Here is a 20,476-nt window from a genome sequence, read left to right as displayed (position 1 = left end):
CATCGACCGCACCAACTACCACGCCACCATCAACATCAACATCCTCGAAACAGCAACATTGACAACCCGCCCACCGCCCTAACTGAGCGGCATTGCTGCTAACGCCTCGCGTATAGCAGGGGACCCCTCCTAACATTCCAGGCGAGCAGCCGAGGGTGCGATGGGTGCCGTAACCGTCAAATTGCGACGCTGACTACGATTCCGGGCATGCAATCGTCCCCTGGCGTCATCGTGCCCGAATCCGCGCTCGGCTCAACGATCTCCGCGTACCGCACCTGCGAGCTGGCGACGCTCACCAAGGACGGCACACCGGTCGCCTGGCCGACGTCCGGGCTGCTCCGCCCGGACGGCACGATCATGCTCACCACCTCGTTGGGTTACCCGCAGAAGGCGTTCAACGTGCGCCGCGACGGCCGGGTGGCGCTGCTCTTCTCCGACCCGACGGCCAGTGGGCTGATGCAGCCGGAGCAGATCCTGGTACGCGGCACGGCGCACTGCCCCGACGAGGTGCACACCGATCCGACCGGTGACCTGGCCGACTTCTGGACCCGGATGTTCCAGCGTCAGCCGAACTGCCGCAAGTACCTCGACTGGCCGGCGACCATGTTCACCGACTTCTACTTCATGCGGCTGCTGATCACCGTCACCCCGACCGAGGTGACCACCCGCCCGCTACCGGCCACCCCGGAAGCGGGCGAGTCGTCGGCCGAGGACGGGTCGCTGGTCGGTGCGGAGGTGCTGGCGGCGTACCCGAGTGTGGTGCTGGCGGCCCGGGACGGCGCGGGCGCACCGCTGTTGGTGCGTACCACCGCGACTGCCGGCGCGGACGGCTACCGGGTGGTGGTGCCGGACGGGGTGGACCCCGTCGAAGGCGCGGCGACCCTGCTGGTCCACCGGCACGACGCGCAGTTGTGGAACCTGCACAACGCCAACGTGCGCGGTGATCTGGTCCGCAGCGCCGACGGCTGGACGCTGCGTCCGCAGAAGCTGGTCGAGCCGGCGGCCCGGCACAAGGCCCGGATGACGGATTCGCTGCGTACGGTGCGTACCACCCGGGCCGCGACCCGTCGCTACCTGGACCGGCGAGGCTGGCCGCGTCCCACCGTCCCGTGGGCGGCCTACCGCGCCCTGCGCCCGGCCGACTGAGCCGTGCGGGTGTGCGGGTGTGCAGGTGTGCACGTGTTAGGAAGGGACCCCTCCTATACACCAGGCGTTAATAGGGGGCCCTTCCTTACACCGCACCGGGCTCAGCGGCCCAGGTCGGCGAGGATGCGTTGGGCGGCGTTGTGTCCGGCGGCGCCGATCACGCTGCCCGCCGGGTGGCAGCCCGCGCTGCCCGCGTACACCCCGTCGACACCGGTGGCGTACGGCATCCGGTCGGTGAACGAGACGGTGTTGTCGACGTGATGGATGTGCCCGCCGGTGATGCCGAAGTGCGCCTCGATGCCGGGCGGCGGCAGCGGCACCGCGTCGGCGATCAGGTCACCGGTGCCGGGGGCGTACCGTTCGCAGATCTCCACCAGCCGGGCGACGTATCCGGGCAGCGCCGCGTCCCAGGTGGTGCCGGCCAGCTCGTACGGCACGGACTGGACGAACAGCGCCGACGAGTGGTGACCGTCCGGGTCGGCCAGCGACGGGTCGACGGTGGTGTGCAGATACCACTCGATGGTCGGCTCCTGCGGCAGCCGTCCGGCCTGCACGTCGGCCCACATGGCGCGCAGCGCCGCCATCGGCGACTCGCCGCCGCCACCGGCCAGGGACGCCGACCCGGGCAGCAGGTGGATGGTGGACCCGAACGGGCTGGGCGCGTCCGGTGGCAGGCAGGAGAAGCGGGGCAGGTCGCGAAGCGCCAGGTTGAGCTTGAGCGTGGTGCCGGTGCGCCGGACCGCCGTCATCCGCTCGCCGAGTTCGGTCGGCAACGCGCCGTCGGGCAGCAGCGCCATCAGCCGGTACGGGTCGCAGGCGCCCAGCACCACCTCGGCGTCGACCTGCCGTCCGTCGGCGAGGACGACACCGGAGGCGGCCCCGCCGTCGAGCGTGATCGCGGTGACCGGGGTGCCGGTGACGATCCGGGCGCCGGAGGCGCGTGCCGCGTCGGCGAAGGTACGCGACACGGTGCCCATCCCGCCTTCGGCGATCATCCAGGTGCCGTCCGAGCCGGGCAGCCGGCACATGTTGTGCACCAGGAAGTTGTGCCCGGTGCCGGGGTCGTCCGGGCCGGCGTTGAGCCCGGACAGGCCGTCGGTGACCGCGTACATGCTGACCAGCAGCTCGGACTGGAACTCGAAGCGGGCGAGGTAGTCGGCGACCGAGCCGCGTACCAGGTCGACGAAGACCTGCCGCAGTTCGGGCCGTACGTAGCGGTCGGCGGTCTCCTCGACGGGCAGCGGCTCGGCCAGCCAGGCGGGGGCGAGGTCCGTGCGCAGGGCGGCCAGCTCGGCCTGCAACGCGTCGTCGGCGGCCACGTCGGCGGGGGAGAAGAACTCGGCGAGCTGGGCCCGGGTGGCCGTGGCGTCGGTGCCGAAGAGGAGGTACGGCGATCCGACGCCGCCGGGGGTGGGCAGGAAGTAGTGCGGGTCCCGGCGTCGTACCGGAATGCGGACGTCGAGCGCCGCCAGCAGTTCCGGGGGCATCAGGCCGAGCAGGTACGAGCCGGTGGAGTGGCGCAGCCCGGGCACCTTGGGGAAGGGGTTCTCGGTGCGGGTGGCACCGCCGATCACGTCGGCGGCCTCCAGCACCAGCACGTCCAGGCCGGCTCGGGACAGCAGGATGGCGGAGACCAGCCCGTTGTGTCCGGATCCGACGACGACCACGTCCGCGCGCCCTGGAACCTCACCCCTCATCCCCGCACCCTAACCCGTCCGCACCTGCTCCGGGACCGAGTTGATCATGCCCGGGGCGGCGACCCGTCGTCGGCGGCACGGCGGGTACGCCAGTCGGCCAGCGCCAGGGTGGCGGAGTAGCCAGCCAGCACGATCACGTGGAAGAGATAGAGCCAGAGCAGCACGGCCACGGCCGCACCGACCTCGACCAGACCGCCGAAGGGCAGGCCCAGGTCGAGCGGAAGCGAGGCGAACAGCACGAAACCGTGCAGGAAGCCGGAGAGGTTGGCGGCGGTGAACGACCCGACCGCCAGCGTGGAGAGCCAATCCGGCGACGCCGGACCGACCACCCGGAAGACCCACACCAGCACCGGGGTGAGCACCAGCCACACCGCCAGGAAGGACAGCACCACGCCGAGCGCGCCGGCCCAGCCGCCCCGCCGCACCAGCTCGGTGGTGGTCGGCAACGCCAGCAGGATCGACAGCAGCAGGGCCGGGGCCGGGGCGAGCAGCGGCAGCAGCAACACCCGGCCCCGCCAGCCGACCAGGTGCTCGTCGGTGCGGGGCGCGGCCACCGAGACGAACGCCCGGCGCAGCCCCTCGCCGTAGAGCGACGCGGGCAGCAGCGCGGCCAGCGCCAGCCAGGGCGTGAGACCCACCCCGGCGTCGACCAGGGCGGCCACCGCGTGGGGCGCGCCGATGGCGTCCGGCAGGGTCTCCACGGCGTACCCGGTGAGCCGGCGCACCCGGTCGCCTCCGGCGAGCAGGGAGGTGAGCCAGATCGCCAGCAGCGCCACCGGCACCACCGCGATACCCCCGTAGAAGGTGATCGCGGCGGCGTGCAGGGACAGGTCTCGTCCGCGTACCGGGCGGAAGGCGGCCCGGGTGATCCGTCTGGTTCGTCGCCACGCACCGCCCATCCCGCTTCTCTTCCCCCTCGCGACTCCGCCCACGCCTGGTGTCACCGGCAGCACACCCAACGCGCGGTGGTCGGCGTCGTTACGATCGGCGGCCATGACCGTGGACGTGACCGAGCGGCTGCTGCTGCGCGAGTGGCAGGACACGCCGGAGGACCTGGGCCGGCTCTACGACCTCTACTCCCGCGAGGAGGTGATGCGCTGGCTGGGCGGGGGAGCGGGACGGCTGACCGAGCCCGACCAGGCGGCCCCCCGGCTGGCCGCCTGGCGGGAGCGGTACGCCCCGTACGCCGGCCGGTACGGACTCTGGGCGATCGAGGTCCGCCAGACCGGGGTGGTGGCGGGCAGCGTACTGCTCAAGCCGTTGCCCGGGGCCGACGGCATGACGCCGACCGACGACATCGAGGTGGGCTGGCACCTGCACCCCGACTCCTGGGGGCACGGCTACGCCACCGAGGCGGCGCGGGCGGTGCTGGCCCGCGAGTTCGCCACCGGCACCGAGCGGGTGTACGCCGTGGTGCTGCCGGGCAACGAGCGGTCCACGGCGGTCTGCCGCCGGCTGGACATGACCCACCTGGGCCGGCGCACCGACTGGTACGGCGGCATCGAGGTGGAGGCGTTCGCGCTGACCCGCCGCGAGCTATCGACGTAGCACTGTCGCCGCTGGTAGAACAGCCAATCATCACGGTGCCGGCGATCACGAGTTCCCGGCACCTCACCTCCCTCGAGACGAGGTACCTGCGTGGCTGTTCGACGACCACTCATGGCACTGCTCGCCGCAGTGCTCCTCTTCGGACCGGCCCCCGCCGCGGTGGCGGCGCCGGCCGCCCCTGACCCCACGGGCGCGTCGGTCCAGTCGCCCCGCGGTCAGTCCGACACCGACCTGCCGTTCACCGTCGGGTCGCCGCAACAGCGGGGACGCTCCGCCGACGCCCCCGGCCGGCAACCCGCCCAGCCGGCCCCGTCGGCGAAGCTGCCCGGCAAACCACGGAACGACGTGATCCAGGACGTGCCGGTGGAGCTGACCGACGCGTCCATCCCGCTCAACCTCATCCCGTACCACGACATCCCGGCCGCGCTGCGCGGCCTGCAGCGCAGCGACCGGATCAGTGTGGAGGTCATCGGGCAGTCCGTGCTCGGCCGTGACCTGCACCTGGTGGTGGCCACCTCGCCGATGTCCGACGCCGCCTGGACGTCCTGGCAGAAGCTCTCCGACCTGCGGATGCGCGACCCGGCCGCGGCGCGGGCCACGATGGCGGCCGGCGGCTACGACACCTGGCGGACCCCGCTGTTCGTCAACAACAACATCCACGGCAACGAGTGGGAGGGCACCGACGCCAGCCTCCAGGTCCTCCAGGAGTTGGCCTTCTCCACCGACCCCGAGGTCGTCGGGATGCTCGACCGCCACGTGATCGCCTTCGTGGTCACCAGCAACCCGGACGGCCGGGTCGCGGCGACCCGGGCCAACGCCAACGGCTTCGACATGAACCGCGACTTCATCACGGCGTCGCAGCCCGAGGTCCGCGCCGTGCGCGCGCAACTCGTCCGCTACAGCCCGCTCACCATGGTGGACATCCACGGGTACGTCTCGTGCACGCTGATCGAGCCGACCACCGGCCCGCACGGCGACAACTACGAGTACGACCTCTACATCAAGCACGCGCTGCGCAACGCGCTGGCGATGGAGCAGGCCGTCCTCGCCACCGGCGAGACCCGCGCCTCGTGCGCGGACGGCAGCGGCGGTCGGCGTACCGACATCCCGTTCCGGGACCGGGCACAGGGCTGGGACGACTGGCCGCCGATCTTCACGCCGATGTACTCGATGTACCACGGCACCATCGGGCACACCATCGAGGTGCCGCTCAACCCGCGCGGCAACCTGACCGAGGCGGAGCGGCACGAGCGCACCCGGATCAACACCGCCGTGGCCCGGGCGTCGATCGAGGGGAACCTCCGGTACGCCACCGAGAACCGGGCGGCGCTGCTGGACAACCAGCTCGAATGGTTCCGGCGGGGTGCCGCCGGGGAGCCGACCCGGCCCATCGACGACCCGCTCGCCCTCTCGCTGGCCCGGGGGGACAACGCCAAGACGCACCCGCAGAGCTTCCCCCGCGCGTACGTCATCCCGGCCGGTACCGGTCAGCGCAGTGAGACCGCGGCGGCCCGGCTGGTGCAGTTCATGCTCGACAACGACGTCGTCGTGCACCGCGCCTGGCGTCCGTTCACGCTCGACGGCACGCGCCACGAGGCCGGCGCGTACGTCGTCGACATGCGTCAGGCCAAGCGTGGCCTGGTCAGCGCGCTGCTCGATGTCGGGCGGGACGTGACCCAGGACTTCAACGCGATGTACGACATCTCGGCCTGGAGCCACGGTCACCTCTGGGGCGCGACCGTGCAGCGGATGACCGGGAACGTCACGCTCGACGACAAGGTGCTGCGTCCGGTGACCGAGGCCCGTGCCACGGGTTCGGTCGCACCCGGCAACCGCACCCAGTACGGGCTGGTCGTCGACTCGGTCGCCGGCATCCAGGCGGTCAACCGGCTCCTCGACGACGGCGTGACGCTGGGACGGGCCCCCGACGGGACGTTCGTGGTGTCGGCCGGTGCCGCCGTGGTCGGTCCGATCGCCGAGGCGTACGGCGTCGAGTTCACGAAGATCACGCCGCCGCAGGCGCGGACCGCCACGCCGGTGTCCCGGGTCCGGCTCGGGGTCGCGGCCAACGCCGGTGAGATCCACGCCTTGCGGCAGATGGGCTTCGCGCCGATCTCGGTGACGCACACCGCATTCAACAGCGGGGCGCTCTCCTTCGCCGACTTCGACGCGCTGTTCGTCTCCACCACCTCGTTCAACCCGCTCAGCCTGGACGCCACTCGCGGTGCGGAGTTCACCCGGTGGCTGGGCGACGGCGGGACCGTGGTGGGCCGGGGCAGCAGCGGCAAGCTGTTCAACGACCGCGCCGGGCTGCTCGACGTGACGATCGCGGCGGGCCGCAGCGACGCCAACGGCATCGTCGCGGTGCGCAACGATCCGGCCTCGCCGATCACCGGTAACGCGCTGCCGACCGCGTTCGTCGACGCGCCGCAGTACTTCACCCGGGTCGGCGACGGCGTACGCGTCGACCAGCGTCTGGCCGCCGAGGGCTTCTTCCTCGCCGGACACTGGGGTGGCCAGGAGGCCGCCGCCGGTCACGCGGTGGTGGTCAGCGGCGTGGCCAAGGGCGCGAACGTGACCCTGTTCGGCACCGAACCGCTGTTCCGGGCCCACCCCGAGGGCCTCTTCCCGCAGGTCGCCAACGCCCTGTGGCAGTGACCTGACCGACGATCGCCCCGGCCGGTGCCGCCAGCGCCGGCCGGGGCGATCGCGTTGCGCGGTCACCGGCCGCCGTTACGATTGCGGATCATGGCGATCCTCTCCCCGCACCGGCCCGCCTGACATGCCCGCCGACCCGGCTCTGACCTCCGTCGAGGTGCGTACCGTGGCCGAGGCCGAGCGCGTCCAGCAGGAACTGCGACAGCACCTGGACCTGACCGGCGGCCCGGTGACCCCGCCGAGGCTGGTGGCCGGTGTCGACGTCTCCTACGACAAGACCTCCACCCGGGTCACCGCCGCCGCCGTGCTCGTCGACCTGACCACCGGCGTCGAGGTGGAGACCGTCGTCGTACCCGGCGAGGTGACGTTCCCGTACGTCCCCGGGCTGCTGGCCTTCCGCGAGGTCCCGATCCTGCTCACCACGCTGGGCAGGCTGAGCCGTCGCCCCGACACCGTGGTCTGCGACGGGTACGGCATCGCCCATCCACGGCGGTTCGGGCTGGCCTGCCACCTGGGCGTGGTGACCGGCCTGCCCACGTTCGGCGTGGCCAAGACCCCGTTCGTCGGCACGTACGCCGCACCCGGGTCGCGTCGGGGCGACCGGTCGGTGCTCTCCGACGGCGACGACGTGCTCGGCCACGCCCTGCGTACGCAGACCGACGTCAAGCCGGTCTTCGTCTCCGTGGGTCACCGCACCGACCTGGACCGGGTGACCGAGTTGACGCTGACGCTGAGCCCGCGCTACCGCCTGCCGGACGTGATCCGACGCGCCGACTTCCTGTCCCGCGAAGCCCTTCGCCGAGGCGAGGCTGCTTCCCGGCCCGGGCTCCGGGCTCCGCGGGTGTGACAGGTCAGCCGAGGACCCGGAACGTGGTGTTGTAGTTCCCGGAGAGGACGACCTGCACCGACGCGTCGATGTTGGTGAGGGACGGTCGATGCAGTTGGATCTTCCCGTCCACGCCGGCCCGCACCCAGAGGTCCGGGATCCCGTCGCCGCTGACGTCGGGGATGCCGACGACCGCGTTGTACGTCGTCTCGGTCCAGCCCGTGCCGATCCGCACGTCGCCGTCGCGGGAGTTTGCCGCCTGCTTGAGCGAGTCCAGGTTGACGCTGTTCGGGCCCGACCCGGGCCGTCCGTGGCGGACGTAGAGCGTGCCGGCGTCCAGGTTGCGCCAGAGCAGGTCCGGTGTGCCGTCCCGGTCGAAGTCGGTGATGTTCAGGATCTCCCGACGGGCCCAGGCGGTGCCCTCCATCAGCGTCGCCTCCTGGAAGCTCGCCCCGGTGTAGCCGGAGAGCACCCAGAACTGGGTCCCGGAGCGCAGCGCCAGGTCGGGCTTGCCGTCACCGGTGATGTCGCCGAGCGCCTTGATCTGGGTCCAGGTCGACGGGGCCGGCACGTTGGCCGGCAGCAGGATCCGCAGCCGCTTGTCCACGTTGAAGCTGCCGTATCCGTCACCGGGGTAGAGCCAGAACCCACCGTCGGGGGTGCGGGCGAACAGGTCGGTGAGCCCGTCTCCCGGGTACGCGTCGGAGTGCTTGGTGATCAGTGCGGCCTGGCCGGTGGCGGGGTTGTACCAGTGCCCGGGCGGGTTCTGCTCGCCCTTGTCGTTGTAGGAGGCGGCGAGGTGGTCGTACAGCTCACCGCCCTCGTCGCCGACGTAGGTGCGCAGGTTTCCGTCGCTGTTGATGATGAGCAGGTCGGGTCGTCCGTCACCGGTGATGTCGGCGGGACCGTCGGCCTCGTCCCGTGGTGGCACGAAGAAGGTGTAGTCGGTGCGGACGCTGCGGTTGCCGACCGCGTCGTAGGCGTACACGTGCAGGGTGGTGGGCCCGGCGTGCCGTGGTCTGAGGTCGGGCACGGTGACGGTGCCGTTGGTGGCGTTCACGGACGTGGTGCCGATGGACTCGAAGGCATAGGTGAAGCGGACCGCGCCGGTGGCGGTGAAGGTGATCGGACCGGTCCCGCCGAACTTCACCGTCGCCCAGGTGTCGCCGTCGTGGCTGCCCTCCAGCCACACGTCACTGGTCACCGTCGGGGCGGGCGGCGCGGACGCGTCGACGTTCAGCCGGCAGGGTTCGCTGCCGGGCGGGAAGTACGACGACGTGGCGCCCACCTGGTCCTCGGCCCGGACGTCCCAGGAATAGGTGGCCTTGTCCTCCAGGCTGCTGGACGGGATGGTGAGGCGGGCCTCACCGCTGCTGGTGGCGGTGACCAGGGTGCCGGTGGGCACCGTCGAGCCGGTCTTCCAGAAGCGGAACCGCAGCGCCTTGAGGTTGTTGTCGGGATCGGTGGCCTTCGCGTACAGCTCCAGGTTGGTCCTCGCGACCGTGACTCCGCTGCCGGGGCCGGGCACACAGTTGCCGCCGGGGGTGCTCCTGCCGCCGGTCGGCTCCTTGGGCGGCGAGTTGTACTCGACCGTCAGTTGGGCGGTGCTGACCCGGAAGCGGCGCCAGGTCAGCGTGTCGGACTCGCTGGTCGCCTGCATGCCCAGGGTGAGGGTGGAGTCGCTGCTGTCGGCGGCCGACCGGGCGGCGGCCGCCACGTCGAAGCGGGCGTAGTCGTTGTCGCAACTGCCGTCGTAGCCGTAGGCGAAGGACTGCTTGTCCTGCACCGAGCGCCAGGTCGGCTGCTTCTTCCACGTGGTGCCGGACGAGATCGCCGCCGTGTGCCACAGCTCCATCTGGCGGCGCGTGCAGTTCCAGGAGTGGACGTTGAGCACCCGGAAGGTGGCGGTCTCGATGTCCGGGCCCTTCAGGGTGCTCTTGAAGCCCATCCGCCAGAAGGAACGAGCCGTCAGCGGCGTGTTCTGCTCGTGACCGACCCGTGCGTCCGTGCTGCCGGAGTTGAAGTTGGTGCCGTTCCAGGTGTTGGTGCTCGGGTGCTGCTTGTAGACGGTGGCCCAGGCCTGCGTGGTGGTGTTCAGGGTGGGGTCGAGGAAGATCGGGAAGATCGCGTCGGCGTCGTCGAGCAGCCCGCTGGCGGCGGCGTCGAGGTGCAGGCGTACCTGCCCGGAACCGTCGCCGTCGAGGCGGGTGGGCATCCGCGCGTGGCGGGCGCCCGGCTCCACGCCGCTGAGACCGGAGAGGTTCAGCACGTCGGCGTCGGTGGCCACGGCGGTGCGGGGTGCGGCCGGGGGCGCTTCGGGTTCCTGGCCGGCGGAGTCCCAGGCGAAGGGGGTGGGGATCGAGCCGATCTCCGCCCCGTCGACGGAGTCGAGGATCCGGACGCCGCCGGTCTCCCGGTCGTGGTGGAAGGTCGCGGTCGGGGACTTCAGGCCGTAGACGAGGGACCGGACGGCGTCGATCGTGCTGTTCGCCCGGGTCTTGACGATCAGCAGTTGGCCGAAGCCGCCGTCGTCGCGGGCGACCAGGAGCAGGTCCACGCCGGGCCGGACCTCGGGATAGAGGGCACGCGGACCGTCGAGCACCGGCTCCGGCAGCGCACCGGGCCACAGGTAGGTGACCGTGTGGCCGTCGATCTCCACTTCGGCCAGCGGCGTGTCGGCCGGTTCGGTCCGCGTGTTCGCGACCAGCCGCAGCGCATGGCGGGAGGGGCTCGGCTCGGGGCTGTTCGGCTCGCTGCCGCCGGCGAACCGTACCGGCACCGCGGCGTTGACCGGGCGGATACCGAGGCCGTCGGGGGCGGCACCGGTGCGGGTGAGCGCGGTGTCGATCGGCGCCCACTGCCCGGTGGCGTCCTTGGCGCGCTGCGGGACCGCGTGGGACGTGGAGCGCCAGCGACCGCTCGGCAGTGCCCAGGTCAGCGAGGTGGGCGTGGTGGCGGTCTCCACCAGCACCTCCTGGCCGGTGCGCAGCGCCTCGGCCATCGCGGTGGCCTCGTCGCGCGGGGGAGTCGACACCGGAACGGCCGGGGTGGCGGTGGCCGGCCGGGAGTCGGGTCCGTCGAATCCGGGCCACCACGGCAGCGTCGCCGCGACGACGGCGGCCAGCAGAAGGCCCATGGTGCACAACAGCCGGGTGCGCGTACGCACGAGTGGGCTGATCAGGCGAGGCACAGTCACGGCGGTCTACTCCCGTGGGGCCGGGCGGACAGGAAGACGGCGCGCAGAACCGCCCCTGTCGGCGGGCCGTGGGGCAGAAATGCGGGCACACGATCGCACGCCACCGGTACGTCCCGTCTATCCCGTCAACGTTATCAATCCGTGATCTTCACTCCTTGAATATGTTCCGTAACGCCGTAATTTGATCTTGTGTCTGGTTTTGCGGGTCCGGCCTGTCGGACATGGCGGATCTGTGCGGTTAGATGATCTTCGGGGTGATCGGAGATCCACTGCGGCAATAGCGGCGTGACGGGGATCACTCCAATTCGATGTTGATCACTTTAGGTGACCTTGAGCTACTCAGCGCTCTGACGGAAGGTGCTCACGCACGGGCCGCACCTGGCATGTGCCCGGTGCGGTTTCCGCACCGTCCTCTTTCGTCTTGACGCCTGGGTGGGAGTCGACGCGCATGCGTGGTACCGGTTTGCTGGCTCGGCGGTGGGGTCGTCCCGCCCGTACGACCTTCGTCCTGGCGCTCACCATGACCATGGCGGTGACGACACTGCCCGCGCCCGCCTTCGCGAAGCCCGGACCGGGTATGAGCCGTGGCGCCATCGAGCTGCCGGAGATTCCGGAGGTCGATCAGGTCTCGCCCGACGAGGAGGCGGTGACGAACCTGCTCACCGACGAGCCGGAACCGTCGGAGCTCTACGAGCCCACGGCCGTCGAGGCATGGGAAGAGGGCAGCGGCACCGTCGACCTGACCGGGGTGACGCCCGGTGAGACGCTGCCGGTCGACGACCTGCCGGTCGCGCTCGGCGTGCCGGACGGCGGCGATCCCGCTGCCCTCGCCGGCACCTGGGCCGTCGACCTGGCCGCACCCGAGGCGTCCCACGACGCCGGGGTGTCCGGCCTGATCATGAAGATCACCCCGCCGGCCACCGCCGACCCGGAGGCCGAGGTCGCCCTCACCGTCGACTACACGCCCTTCGCCGACTTCTACGGCCCGCAGGCCGCCGACCGGTTCGGCGTCATGCTGCTGCCCGACTGCGTCTTCGACGACCCCGACGGCGGCGACTGCGCCCCCGACGACGCCGCCCGAGGAACGGCGGACTCCGCGAGCACCGCAGGTCAGACCGTCTCCAGCGAGGTGGAGCTGGTCCCGGTTGCCGGCTCCTCCGCCCGCAGCGCGCGGGTCGCCGGGGTCGAGGAGGGCGCTCCCGCCCGCCGGATGGTCACCAGCAGCCTGCCGGTCGGCGCGCTGCTCGGTGACGCCACGCCGGTGGCGGGTCGGTCGGCGATCGGCGCCCAGACCGCCGCGTCAGGCAGCAGCGTCGTCGGCGTACTCGACACCGGCGCCTCGGCGGCCGGTGACTTCACCGCCACCCCGCTGCTCTTCTCCGGCTCGTGGGCGGCGGGTTCGTCCTCCGGCGCGTTCACCTACTCGTACCAGGTCCAGGTGCCCGAGACGGCCGGTGGTCCGACGCCGAAGGTCGCCTTGTCGTACTCGTCGCAGTCGGTGGACGGGCGGACCTCGGCGACCAACAACCAGGCGTCCTGGATCGGCGACGGCTGGGACTACGCCGCTGGTTCGATCACCCGGACCTACGTCAACTGCCGCCAGGATTCCAAGAAGGCCGGCTCCAACAACGCCACCCACCGGACCGCCGACCTCTGCTGGGGCTCGAAGAACGCGACGCTCTCCCTCGGCGGGATGACCACCGAGCTGGTCTGGAGCGAGTCGGCCGAGACGTGGACCACCGCCAACGGCGACGGCTCCAAGGTGGAGCTGCGCAAGAACGCGAACCTCGACAACGGCGACGAGGACGGCGAGTACTGGGTCGTCACCACCAGGGACGGCACCAAGTACCACTTCGGCCTGCACCGCCTGCCCGGCTGGACCACCGGAGCGCCGGTCACCAACTCGGTCCTCGCCGTGCCGGTCTACGGCAACCACGCCGGTGAGGACTGCTACAAGGCGGGGAACTGGGCCGGCTCGGCCTGTGAGCAGGGGTGGCGGTGGTCGCTGGACTACGTCGAGGACATCCACGGCAACGTGATGACCCTCTGGTGGAAGAAGGAGAGGAACCGCTACGCGCAGAACTTCAACTTCACCAAGCCCGTCCCGTACGACCGCGGCGGCCACCTGCTGAACATCGACTACGGCCAGCGCAACACCAACAACAACGTCTTCGCGACCCCGCCGTTGGCCCGAGTCAAGTTCGACGTCAAGGAACGCTGCTACAACCAGGGTTCGCTGACCTGCTCCGACGAGAACTTCAACAGCAACATCCCGCACGACTACCGCATCTGGTACGACACCCCGGCCGACCTCAACTGCGTTGCGGGCAAGAAGTGCTGGAACGCCTCGCCATCCTTCTTCACCCGTGTGCGGCTCGAGAAGATCACCACCTTCGCGCAGCGCCGCAGCGGCTCCACCGCCCTGCAGAAGGTGGACGAGTACCAGCTCAGGCAGTCCTTCCCGGTGGAGTGGACCGGGACGAACACCGCGCTGTGGCTGGAGTCCATCGAGCGCACCGGGTACGGCGTCGGCGGTGACACCGAGTCGCTCAACCCGGTGCGGTTCGTACACAATTCCGAGGACATGCCCAACCGGGTCCGCAAGGACAACCGGCCCGGCTTCTCCCGGCTGCGCATCGCCCGGGTCGTCAACGAGTACGGCGGCGAGACCGTCGTGACGTACAAGAAGCCGACGGGCGCCTGCGCGGACGGCACCGGCCTGCCCGGCAAGACCGACACCGCGGGCCTGAGGTCGAACACCCGGCTCTGCTACCCCAACTTCTGGCACCCGGACCCGGCCAACGACGACGAGATCGACTGGTTCCACAAGTACGTGGTGGAGTCCGTCGAGGAGCTGCCCGCCATCGACGGCGCCGCCGCTTCCACCGTCACCACCTACCAGTACGCGAACGCCGGCTGGAAGCTGGCCGAGGCGGAGTTCACCAAGAAGTCCAGCCGCACCTACTCCCAGTTCGCCGGCTTCGAGCAGGTCACCGTGCTCACCGGCCCGCCCGTCGCGGAGCTGGGCAGCGAGCGGACCAAGTCCGTCACCCGCTACTTCCGGGGCATGGGCGACACCGTGTCCGTCAAGGACAACGTGGGCAACGGCGAGGAGATCGCGAAGGACCGGGAGCCCTTCGCCGGCCGGGTCGCCGAGGAGCTGACCTACGCCAGCGCCGGTGACGCCGACGCCAACTGGCTCACCCGCAGCGTCACCTACCCGACGGCGACCGAACTCGCCTCCCGTATCCGCGACGACGGCCTCAGCCCGCTCAAGGCGTGGCGGGTCACCGACACCCGGCAGAAGGCGGTGGCCCGGTCGTCCGGCACCGGCGACGACACCCGCACGTTGCGGACCGTCGAGACCAGGACCACCTACGAGAGCACGTACGGCCTCCCGGAGCGGATCGAGTCCCTCGGCGACACCGGTCGCACCGGCGACGAGTCCTGCACCTTGGTCGAGTATGCGCACCACACCGCTAAGCACGTCATCGGCCTGACCCGGCAGATCCGCAGCAGCGCCACGACCTGCGCCGCCGCGACCTTCGACGACCTGACCTCGCTGGCCTCCGCCGGCCGGGTCGCCTACGACGGCACCGCCTACGGTGCGGCGCTCCCGGCGAGCAGTCGCGGTCTGGCCACCCAGACCTGGTCGCTGAGGGCCGACGGCTCCGGTTTCCAGAACGACGGCACCACCAGCTTCGACGCCGTCGGTCGGGTGCGGACCCGCACCGACCCGGACGGCAAGGTCTCCCAGATCACCTACACCCCCGACAGCGGGCAGGCGTACTCGGTCACCGAGGAGAACTCCCTCGGGCACAAGCAGACCCGTGAACTGGACCCGGGCCGGGGCGTCACGCTCAAGACCACCGACCCGAACGACCGCGTCAGCCACGCCGAGTACGACGGCCTGGGCCGTCTGGTCAAGGCGTGGGGCGCCGGGCGTACCCCGTCGACCTCGTCGGTGCCGGACTTCCGCGCCGAGTACGCCCTGCCGCAGATCGTCCCCGACCCGGAGAACCCGGGCGAGAGCATCCGCAGGCCCCCGTACGTCACCACCTTCGCCCGTGGACACGAGGACCGCATCCAGACCTCGGTCACCATCTACGACGGACTGGGCCGGGAACGGCAGTCCCAGGTGCAGGCGACCAACGGCGGCCGGCTGGTCACCGACACCCTCTACAACTCGGCCGGCGAGGTCTGGCAGACCAACAACGCCTACTTCGCCGAGGGTTCGCCGATCGGTCAGCTCTTCACGCCGCTGTCGGACACGGTCATGCCCAACGCCACCCGCTACACCTACGACGGCCTCGGCCGGGTGGTCAAGGAAATCCCGCTGCTCAACGGCGAGCCGAACGAGGAACGCGCCACCAAGTACAGCTACGGCCTCGACCACTCCACCGTGACCAACCCCGAAGGGGCCGCGTCGTACCGCCTCTTCACCGACGGACTCGGCCGCACCACCCGGGTCGACACCTTCCGCGACACGGCCCGGACCGACTTCACCTCGATGCGCTACGAGTACGACTCGCGCGGCCAACTGGTGAAGGCGGACCACTCCGCCAACCCGCTGCCGTGGACCTGGACGTACGACCAGCGCGGCCGGCTCACCCGGACCACCGACCCGGACACCGGCGCCACCACCATGACCTACGACCACCGGGACCGCCCGCTCACCACGACCAACGCCCGTGGCGTGACGGTGTGGAACGGGTACGACGAGCTGTCCCGCCCCACCCAGCAGCGCCTCGGCGGCAGCGGCGGCACCCTGCTCTCCCAGTTCACCTACGACACGGTGGCCGGCGGCAAGGGCCTGCCCGCGACGTCGACCCGCTACACCGACGGCCTGCCGTACACCCAGTCGATCGGCGGCTACACCCAGGACTACCAGCCCACCTCGACCACGCTGACGCTGCCGCAGTCCATCGCCACCACCTGGGGCCTGAACCAGCAGTACCGCTACGACTACACGTACACCGACACCGGTCTGCCCGAGTCGAGCACCATGCCGGCGCTCGGGCCGCTGCCCAGCGAGAAGCTGCTGGTCCGCTACACCGCCGACGGCCTGCCGTTGTCCGTCTCCGGCAAGGACTGGTACGGCTCGGAGACGATCTACTCGCCGTACGGACAGGTGCTGCGCTCCACGCTGGGCACCCAGCCGTACCGGGTGTGGACGATGGCCGACTACGACGACGCCAGCGGCGCCCTCACCCGGCAGCAGGTCTTCCGCGAGGTCACCGGCAACCACCTGGTCTCCAACCGCTCCTACGGTTACGACGACGCCGGCAACGTCACCTCGATCCGCGAGCACGCGACCCCGATCGCGGAGCGGCAGTGCTTCACCTACGACCCGCTCGGCCAACTCCGTAACGCCTGGACGTCCAACAGCCAGACCTCCTGCGACGCCGGCCCCGGCACCGCGACCGCACCCAACGCGGCGGTCGGTGTCGACAGCACCGGCTACTGGCAGGAGTACGAATACGACCTGCTCGGCAACCGCACCGAGCTGGTCGAGCGGGACCTGACCGGCCGCACCTCCGTCGCCCCGCTGGAGACCACCTACGGCTACGGCCGGGAGGGCGGGGCCCAGCCGCGCACCCTCTCCGCCGTCACCAAGACGTACACCACCCCGCAGGGCGCGGCGATCGTCTCCGAGGCCGCCCGGCTGTACGAGCTGACCGGCGAGACCAAGTCGGTCACCTCCACCAGCAACGGCGACCAGCAGGAACTGACCTGGACCTACGACGGCCAGATCGAGCGGATCACCGGCTCGGGCAGCAAGGGCCGCAGCCCGTACGTCGGCCTGGCCGCCAAGTGCATCGACCTCAGTTCCGGCACCTCGGAGCCGAACCGGCCGATCCAGCTCTACACCTGCAACAACACCCAGGCCCAGCGGTGGAGTTTCCTCCCGGCCCCGGGTCAGAACAACGCCAACCTGGGCACCCTGTCCGGCTACGACGACTGGTGCGTCCAGCCGGCCGCCAACACCGCGGGCTCGGCCCTGCGGTTGCAGCGGTGCGACGGCACGACCAACCAGCGCCTGGAGCGGATGTCGACCGCGCAGCTGAAGCACGTCGCGTCCGGCCTGTGCCTCGCCGTGCAGGGAGGCGCCACGGCGAACGGTACGCCGATCGTGCTGGCCACCTGCGCCGGCGGGTCGGCGGCCCAGCAGTGGAACGCGCAGGACGAGACCCGGCACATCTACGGCCCGGGCGGTACCCGCCTGCTGACCGTGCAGGGCCAGCAGGCCACGCTCAACCTGGGCGAGGCGCAGCTGACCGTGCAGCCGGGCGGCATGCCGATCGACGTCCAGCGCACCTACTCCACCCCGGGTGGCGCGGTGGCCCGTCAGGTGCACGGCACCGTCACCCAGGTGCTGACGGCCCTGGCCGGTGACCACCAGGGCAGCCCGTTGGCCGAGGTGGTGCTCGCCGACGGCATGACGACCCGGATCCGGAAGCAGGACCCGTTCGGCAACCAACGGGGTACCGCGTCCGTGGGCGCGAACATGCACACCAACAGAGGTTTCCTCGGCGCGGTACGCGACGACTCGTCCGGCTTCGTGCCGCTGGGTGCGCGTCTGTACGACCCTGAGGTGGGCCGGTTCATCTCCGCCGACCCGGTCCTGGACCTGACCGACCCGGTCCAGAACAACGGCTACACGTACGCCCACAACAACCCGGTGACCCACTCGGACCCGTCCGGCCTGTCGGTGGCGTTGACCGCGTCGGAGACGGCGGCGGCCCTGGCCGGTGCGGGACTGTCGGCGGCGATGATCTCTCAGGCGCAGGCCAACATGGGCCGGTCGCTGATGTCGGTGGTCCTCGACTCGGCCTGGTACATCCTCAAGGAGTTCATCGGCATCAACGACGCCATGAACTGCTTCGGCGGTGACATGTGGGCGTGCGGCAGCCTGATCATCGGGGCGATCCCGTGGGCGAAGCTGGGCAAGATCCCGGCGGTGATCCGGGCGATCGACCGAACGATCGCCGCAATCCAGGCATGGCAGGCCGCGAAGCGGGCCGCAGAGATCGTGCTGGCCGCGGCGCGGGCGGCGGAAGCCGCCGCGTTGCAGGCCAAGAAGCTGGCCATCGAACGGGCCAAGAAGGCCGCCCAGGCAGCCAAGAAGAAGGCCGCTGACAAGGTCAACTCGACAAGCAACAAGGCAACCCAGTCGGCGAAGAAGACGGGTAACCCGGCACAGAAGCAAGCCCAGGCCAAGTCCAACCCGAAGGGCTCGTCCGCAGCCTCCGGCGGTGCCGGTGGCAAGGGTGCCAGCGGCGGCGGCAAGGGCGACTCGAAGCCGGGCGGCTCGTCGGGTGGGTCGAACCGCAGCAACGGCGGCACCAGCGGCAGCGACGCCCGCTCGTCCGGCGGCGGCGATTCCTGCGCCGTCCCGAACAGCTTCGTGCCGGGCACGAAGGTGCTGATGGCCGACGGCTCGACCAAGGCCATCGAGGACGTCGAGCCGGGCGACAAGGTGGTGGTCACCGACCCCGAGTCGGGTCGCACCGAGGTGGACACGGTCACCGCCGCGATCACCGGCGACGGTGTGAAGAAGCTGGTGAAGGTCACCATCGACACCGACGGCGACCAGGGCTCGAAGAGCGCCGACGTCACCGCCACCGACGGTCACCCGTTCTGGGTGCCCGAGCTGGACGAGTGGATCGACGCCACCGACCTCCAGCCGGGCCAGTGGCTACAGACCAGCGCCGGCACGTACGTTCAGATCACCGCCGTCGACCGTTGGGACGTCCCCCGCGCCACCGTCCACAACCTGACCGTCGCCAACACCCACACGTACCATGTGCTTGCCGACAACACCCCCGTGCTTGTGCACAATACGGGCGTCGGCATCTGTCCAGCAGATGGTAAGACTGATCATGGTGAATTGGCTGCGTTCGCGATGCACAAGGACTTGGAGAGTCAAGGATACGTCGACATCATCTCCGAGGTGTCATTCCGTGCGAGCGACGGTACACCGTTCAGGGCGGACTTCGTTGCACGGAAGACCGGCGGGCCGTGGCAGGCCTTCGAGTCTAAAGGCAACACCGGAGGATACACTGACAATCAGGTGGTAGGATACCCGGAGCTCGAAACTATTGGTGCGGAACTCCGAACTGACAAGCTGAAATCGTTCGGGCTTAATTCGGGGGACTTTGTGCAGATGTCTGTAACATCAGAGCGACGGTGGTGTCCTCTATGCACGTCGTGAGAAGTGAGGTGGTGTTCCGTCTGGGCGCAGCACTTACTGAGCGCGGCTGGCGATGGTGGGATGATATCAATCATGAAACGCCTAGCCTCGTTCTGAGCTCCTCAAACGGTATGGTTTACAGCGTTGGGCTTGTGTCCCAGACGATGTCGGAGAGGCGGGTCGCCTTCAGCCCGACGCTAGGGGTGACGCATGTGGAGGTAAGTAGGCTTGCTGCTGCCTTCAACGGTCGCCCGTGGCGTGGTGCTGGAGATTCCTCCTCACTCGGTGTGGCGTTATCGAACTTGTTGCATTCCGCAGGTTTTCCCGCCTCTCCATATTCGCGTTGGATGGTAAATTCGGAATCCGAGGTGGAGCACGTTTCTAGTGTTATTCTTGAGGACTTGGAGTTGCATGGGTCGGATTTCTGGAACGGCTTCCTTGGCTTGGATGACATGATTTCCTGGATGCGGGGCGACAAGGGGTATCAGGCGCTTGTGGGAAACTTGGCAATAGCCTTGGCATTGCGCGGCGCGGATGAGGAGGCGGTCGTCGCACTTAGGGAATACGCGGCTTTCGCTACCGGGCTCCCAGAGAAAATGCGCGACCGGACGCGTGTCTTTTTGGTGTCGTTCTCTGAGCATTTCGAGTTGGGTTCGAATGTCTGCGTAGCTTGAGTGAATACCCGTTCCGGTCGCGTGGGCCTTGGGAATAAAAATTCATTGCCACCTATCAGCGCGGAGTCCCCTGGAGTGTGCTGCGAGTGGAGGGTCTAGGGTCGTTAAGCGGCATTCCTGAGCTGGATCTCCCCACATTATTCGTTGCATACAACGAGAGCTGCCTCGCTTTGGCCGTTGCGCCTGCTGAGGTCGAGGTGGAAATAGGCGTTGCCATCACGGGGCCGCCGTCGGACTAGACGGTCGTGTTTACGGGCACCCTGGCGGTTCCGGCAGGGATCCTTGAAGTCGGCGATCTCGTGGGCGAGGACTTTGCGCACCGGTTCTGTGTCCCGGCGGGTGTGGTGCAAGTGGTGGTATCCGTAGACTTTCCTGAAGAAGCGACGAAGGTTACGCTCGTTGTTCCGGAAATCACAGGGGTCGCGAACTGACAAAATTCTGCTTCCGGCAAAATCCTTTAGCCAGGGTGGGTGTCTGGTCGATTCACCGGCTCGCGCAGGAATCACTCCTCAAGGTATCCGGTGAACGTGCTTTGCC

General features: G+C 69.8%; 9 protein-coding genes. 6 read left to right on the top strand and 3 right to left on the bottom strand.

Annotated elements, in window-relative coordinates; all coding sequences use genetic code 11:
• Positions 1 to 207 precede the first annotated feature (207 nt).
• The gene (locus tag ACIBO1_RS13850) at positions 208 to 1,146 is read left to right on the top strand and encodes a pyridoxamine 5'-phosphate oxidase family protein (RefSeq protein WP_396745412.1); all 939 of its coding nucleotides are present in this window, start codon (positions 208 to 210) and stop codon (positions 1,144 to 1,146) included.
• Between the two features lie 101 nt (positions 1,147 to 1,247).
• Here the strand turns inward: ACIBO1_RS13850 and ACIBO1_RS13845 are convergent, their stop codons facing one another.
• Positions 1,248 to 2,843, bottom strand: coding sequence for a phytoene desaturase family protein (locus ACIBO1_RS13845; RefSeq protein WP_396745409.1), 1,596 nt, complete (start codon positions 2,841 to 2,843; stop codon positions 1,248 to 1,250).
• Between the two features lie 44 nt (positions 2,844 to 2,887).
• Positions 2,888 to 3,742, bottom strand: a complete 855-nt coding sequence (locus ACIBO1_RS13840; protein WP_396745406.1) for a YhjD/YihY/BrkB family envelope integrity protein — start codon at positions 3,740 to 3,742, stop codon at positions 2,888 to 2,890.
• Positions 3,743 to 3,836: 94 nt separating this feature from the next.
• Between ACIBO1_RS13840 and ACIBO1_RS13835 the strand changes: the two genes are divergently transcribed.
• The 3 genes from ACIBO1_RS13835 (at position 3,837) to ACIBO1_RS13825 (ending at position 7,896) form a co-directional block, all read left to right on the top strand.
• The gene (locus ACIBO1_RS13835; protein WP_396745402.1) at positions 3,837 to 4,391 is read left to right on the top strand and encodes a GNAT family N-acetyltransferase; all 555 of its coding nucleotides are present in this window, start codon (positions 3,837 to 3,839) and stop codon (positions 4,389 to 4,391) included.
• A 90-nt stretch (positions 4,392 to 4,481) separates the two neighbouring features.
• Entirely contained in the window at positions 4,482 to 7,049 is a 2,568-nt protein-coding gene (locus ACIBO1_RS13830; protein ID WP_396745399.1) for a M14 family metallopeptidase, read from the top strand.
• Between the two features lie 124 nt (positions 7,050 to 7,173).
• Complete coding sequence (locus ACIBO1_RS13825; protein WP_396745396.1) at positions 7,174 to 7,896, top strand: endonuclease V; 723 nt, start codon at positions 7,174 to 7,176, stop codon at positions 7,894 to 7,896.
• A gap of 4 nt (positions 7,897 to 7,900) precedes the next feature.
• Here the strand turns inward: ACIBO1_RS13825 and ACIBO1_RS13820 are convergent, their stop codons facing one another.
• A complete protein-coding gene (locus ACIBO1_RS13820) occupies positions 7,901 to 11,071 on the bottom strand; it encodes an FG-GAP repeat domain-containing protein (RefSeq protein ID WP_396745393.1) in 3,171 nt (1,056 codons plus the stop codon).
• Positions 11,072 to 11,519: 448 nt separating this feature from the next.
• Here ACIBO1_RS13820 and ACIBO1_RS13815 point away from each other — a divergent pair, with 448 nt between their 5' ends.
• Together ACIBO1_RS13815 and ACIBO1_RS13810 are read left to right on the top strand one after the other, a co-directional pair.
• Entirely contained in the window at positions 11,520 to 19,286 is a 7,767-nt protein-coding gene (locus tag ACIBO1_RS13815; RefSeq protein WP_396745390.1) for a ricin-type beta-trefoil lectin domain protein, read from the top strand.
• The gene (locus ACIBO1_RS13810; RefSeq protein ID WP_396745388.1) at positions 19,283 to 19,939 is read left to right on the top strand and encodes a hypothetical protein; all 657 of its coding nucleotides are present in this window, start codon (positions 19,283 to 19,285) and stop codon (positions 19,937 to 19,939) included. The genes ACIBO1_RS13815 and ACIBO1_RS13810 overlap by 4 nt, the downstream gene beginning before the upstream one ends.
• Positions 19,940 to 20,476: the final 537 nt, after the last annotated feature.

The organism is Micromonospora sp. NPDC049903, assembly GCF_044460945.1.
Taxonomy (GTDB): domain Bacteria; phylum Actinomycetota; class Actinomycetes; order Mycobacteriales; family Micromonosporaceae; genus Micromonospora.
The sequence above is the reverse complement of the archived record's forward strand: the minus strand, read 5'-3'. Positions and strand labels throughout refer to the sequence as shown.

What these genes read in the sequence shown, in the direction of transcription:
- ACIBO1_RS13850 (WP_396745412.1), top strand. Translation starts at nt 208, where the DNA reads ATGCAATCGTCCCCTGGCGTCATCGTGCCCGAATCCGCGCTCGGCTCA.
- ACIBO1_RS13845 (WP_396745409.1), bottom strand. Translation starts at nt 2,843, where the DNA reads ATGAGGGGTGAGGTTCCAGGGCGCGCGGACGTGGTCGTCGTCGGATCC.
- ACIBO1_RS13840 (WP_396745406.1), bottom strand. Translation starts at nt 3,742, where the DNA reads ATGGGCGGTGCGTGGCGACGAACCAGACGGATCACCCGGGCCGCCTTC.
- ACIBO1_RS13835 (WP_396745402.1), top strand. Translation starts at nt 3,837, where the DNA reads ATGACCGTGGACGTGACCGAGCGGCTGCTGCTGCGCGAGTGGCAGGAC.
- ACIBO1_RS13825 (WP_396745396.1), top strand. Translation starts at nt 7,174, where the DNA reads ATGCCCGCCGACCCGGCTCTGACCTCCGTCGAGGTGCGTACCGTGGCC.
- ACIBO1_RS13815 (WP_396745390.1), top strand. Translation starts at nt 11,520, where the DNA reads ATGCGTGGTACCGGTTTGCTGGCTCGGCGGTGGGGTCGTCCCGCCCGT.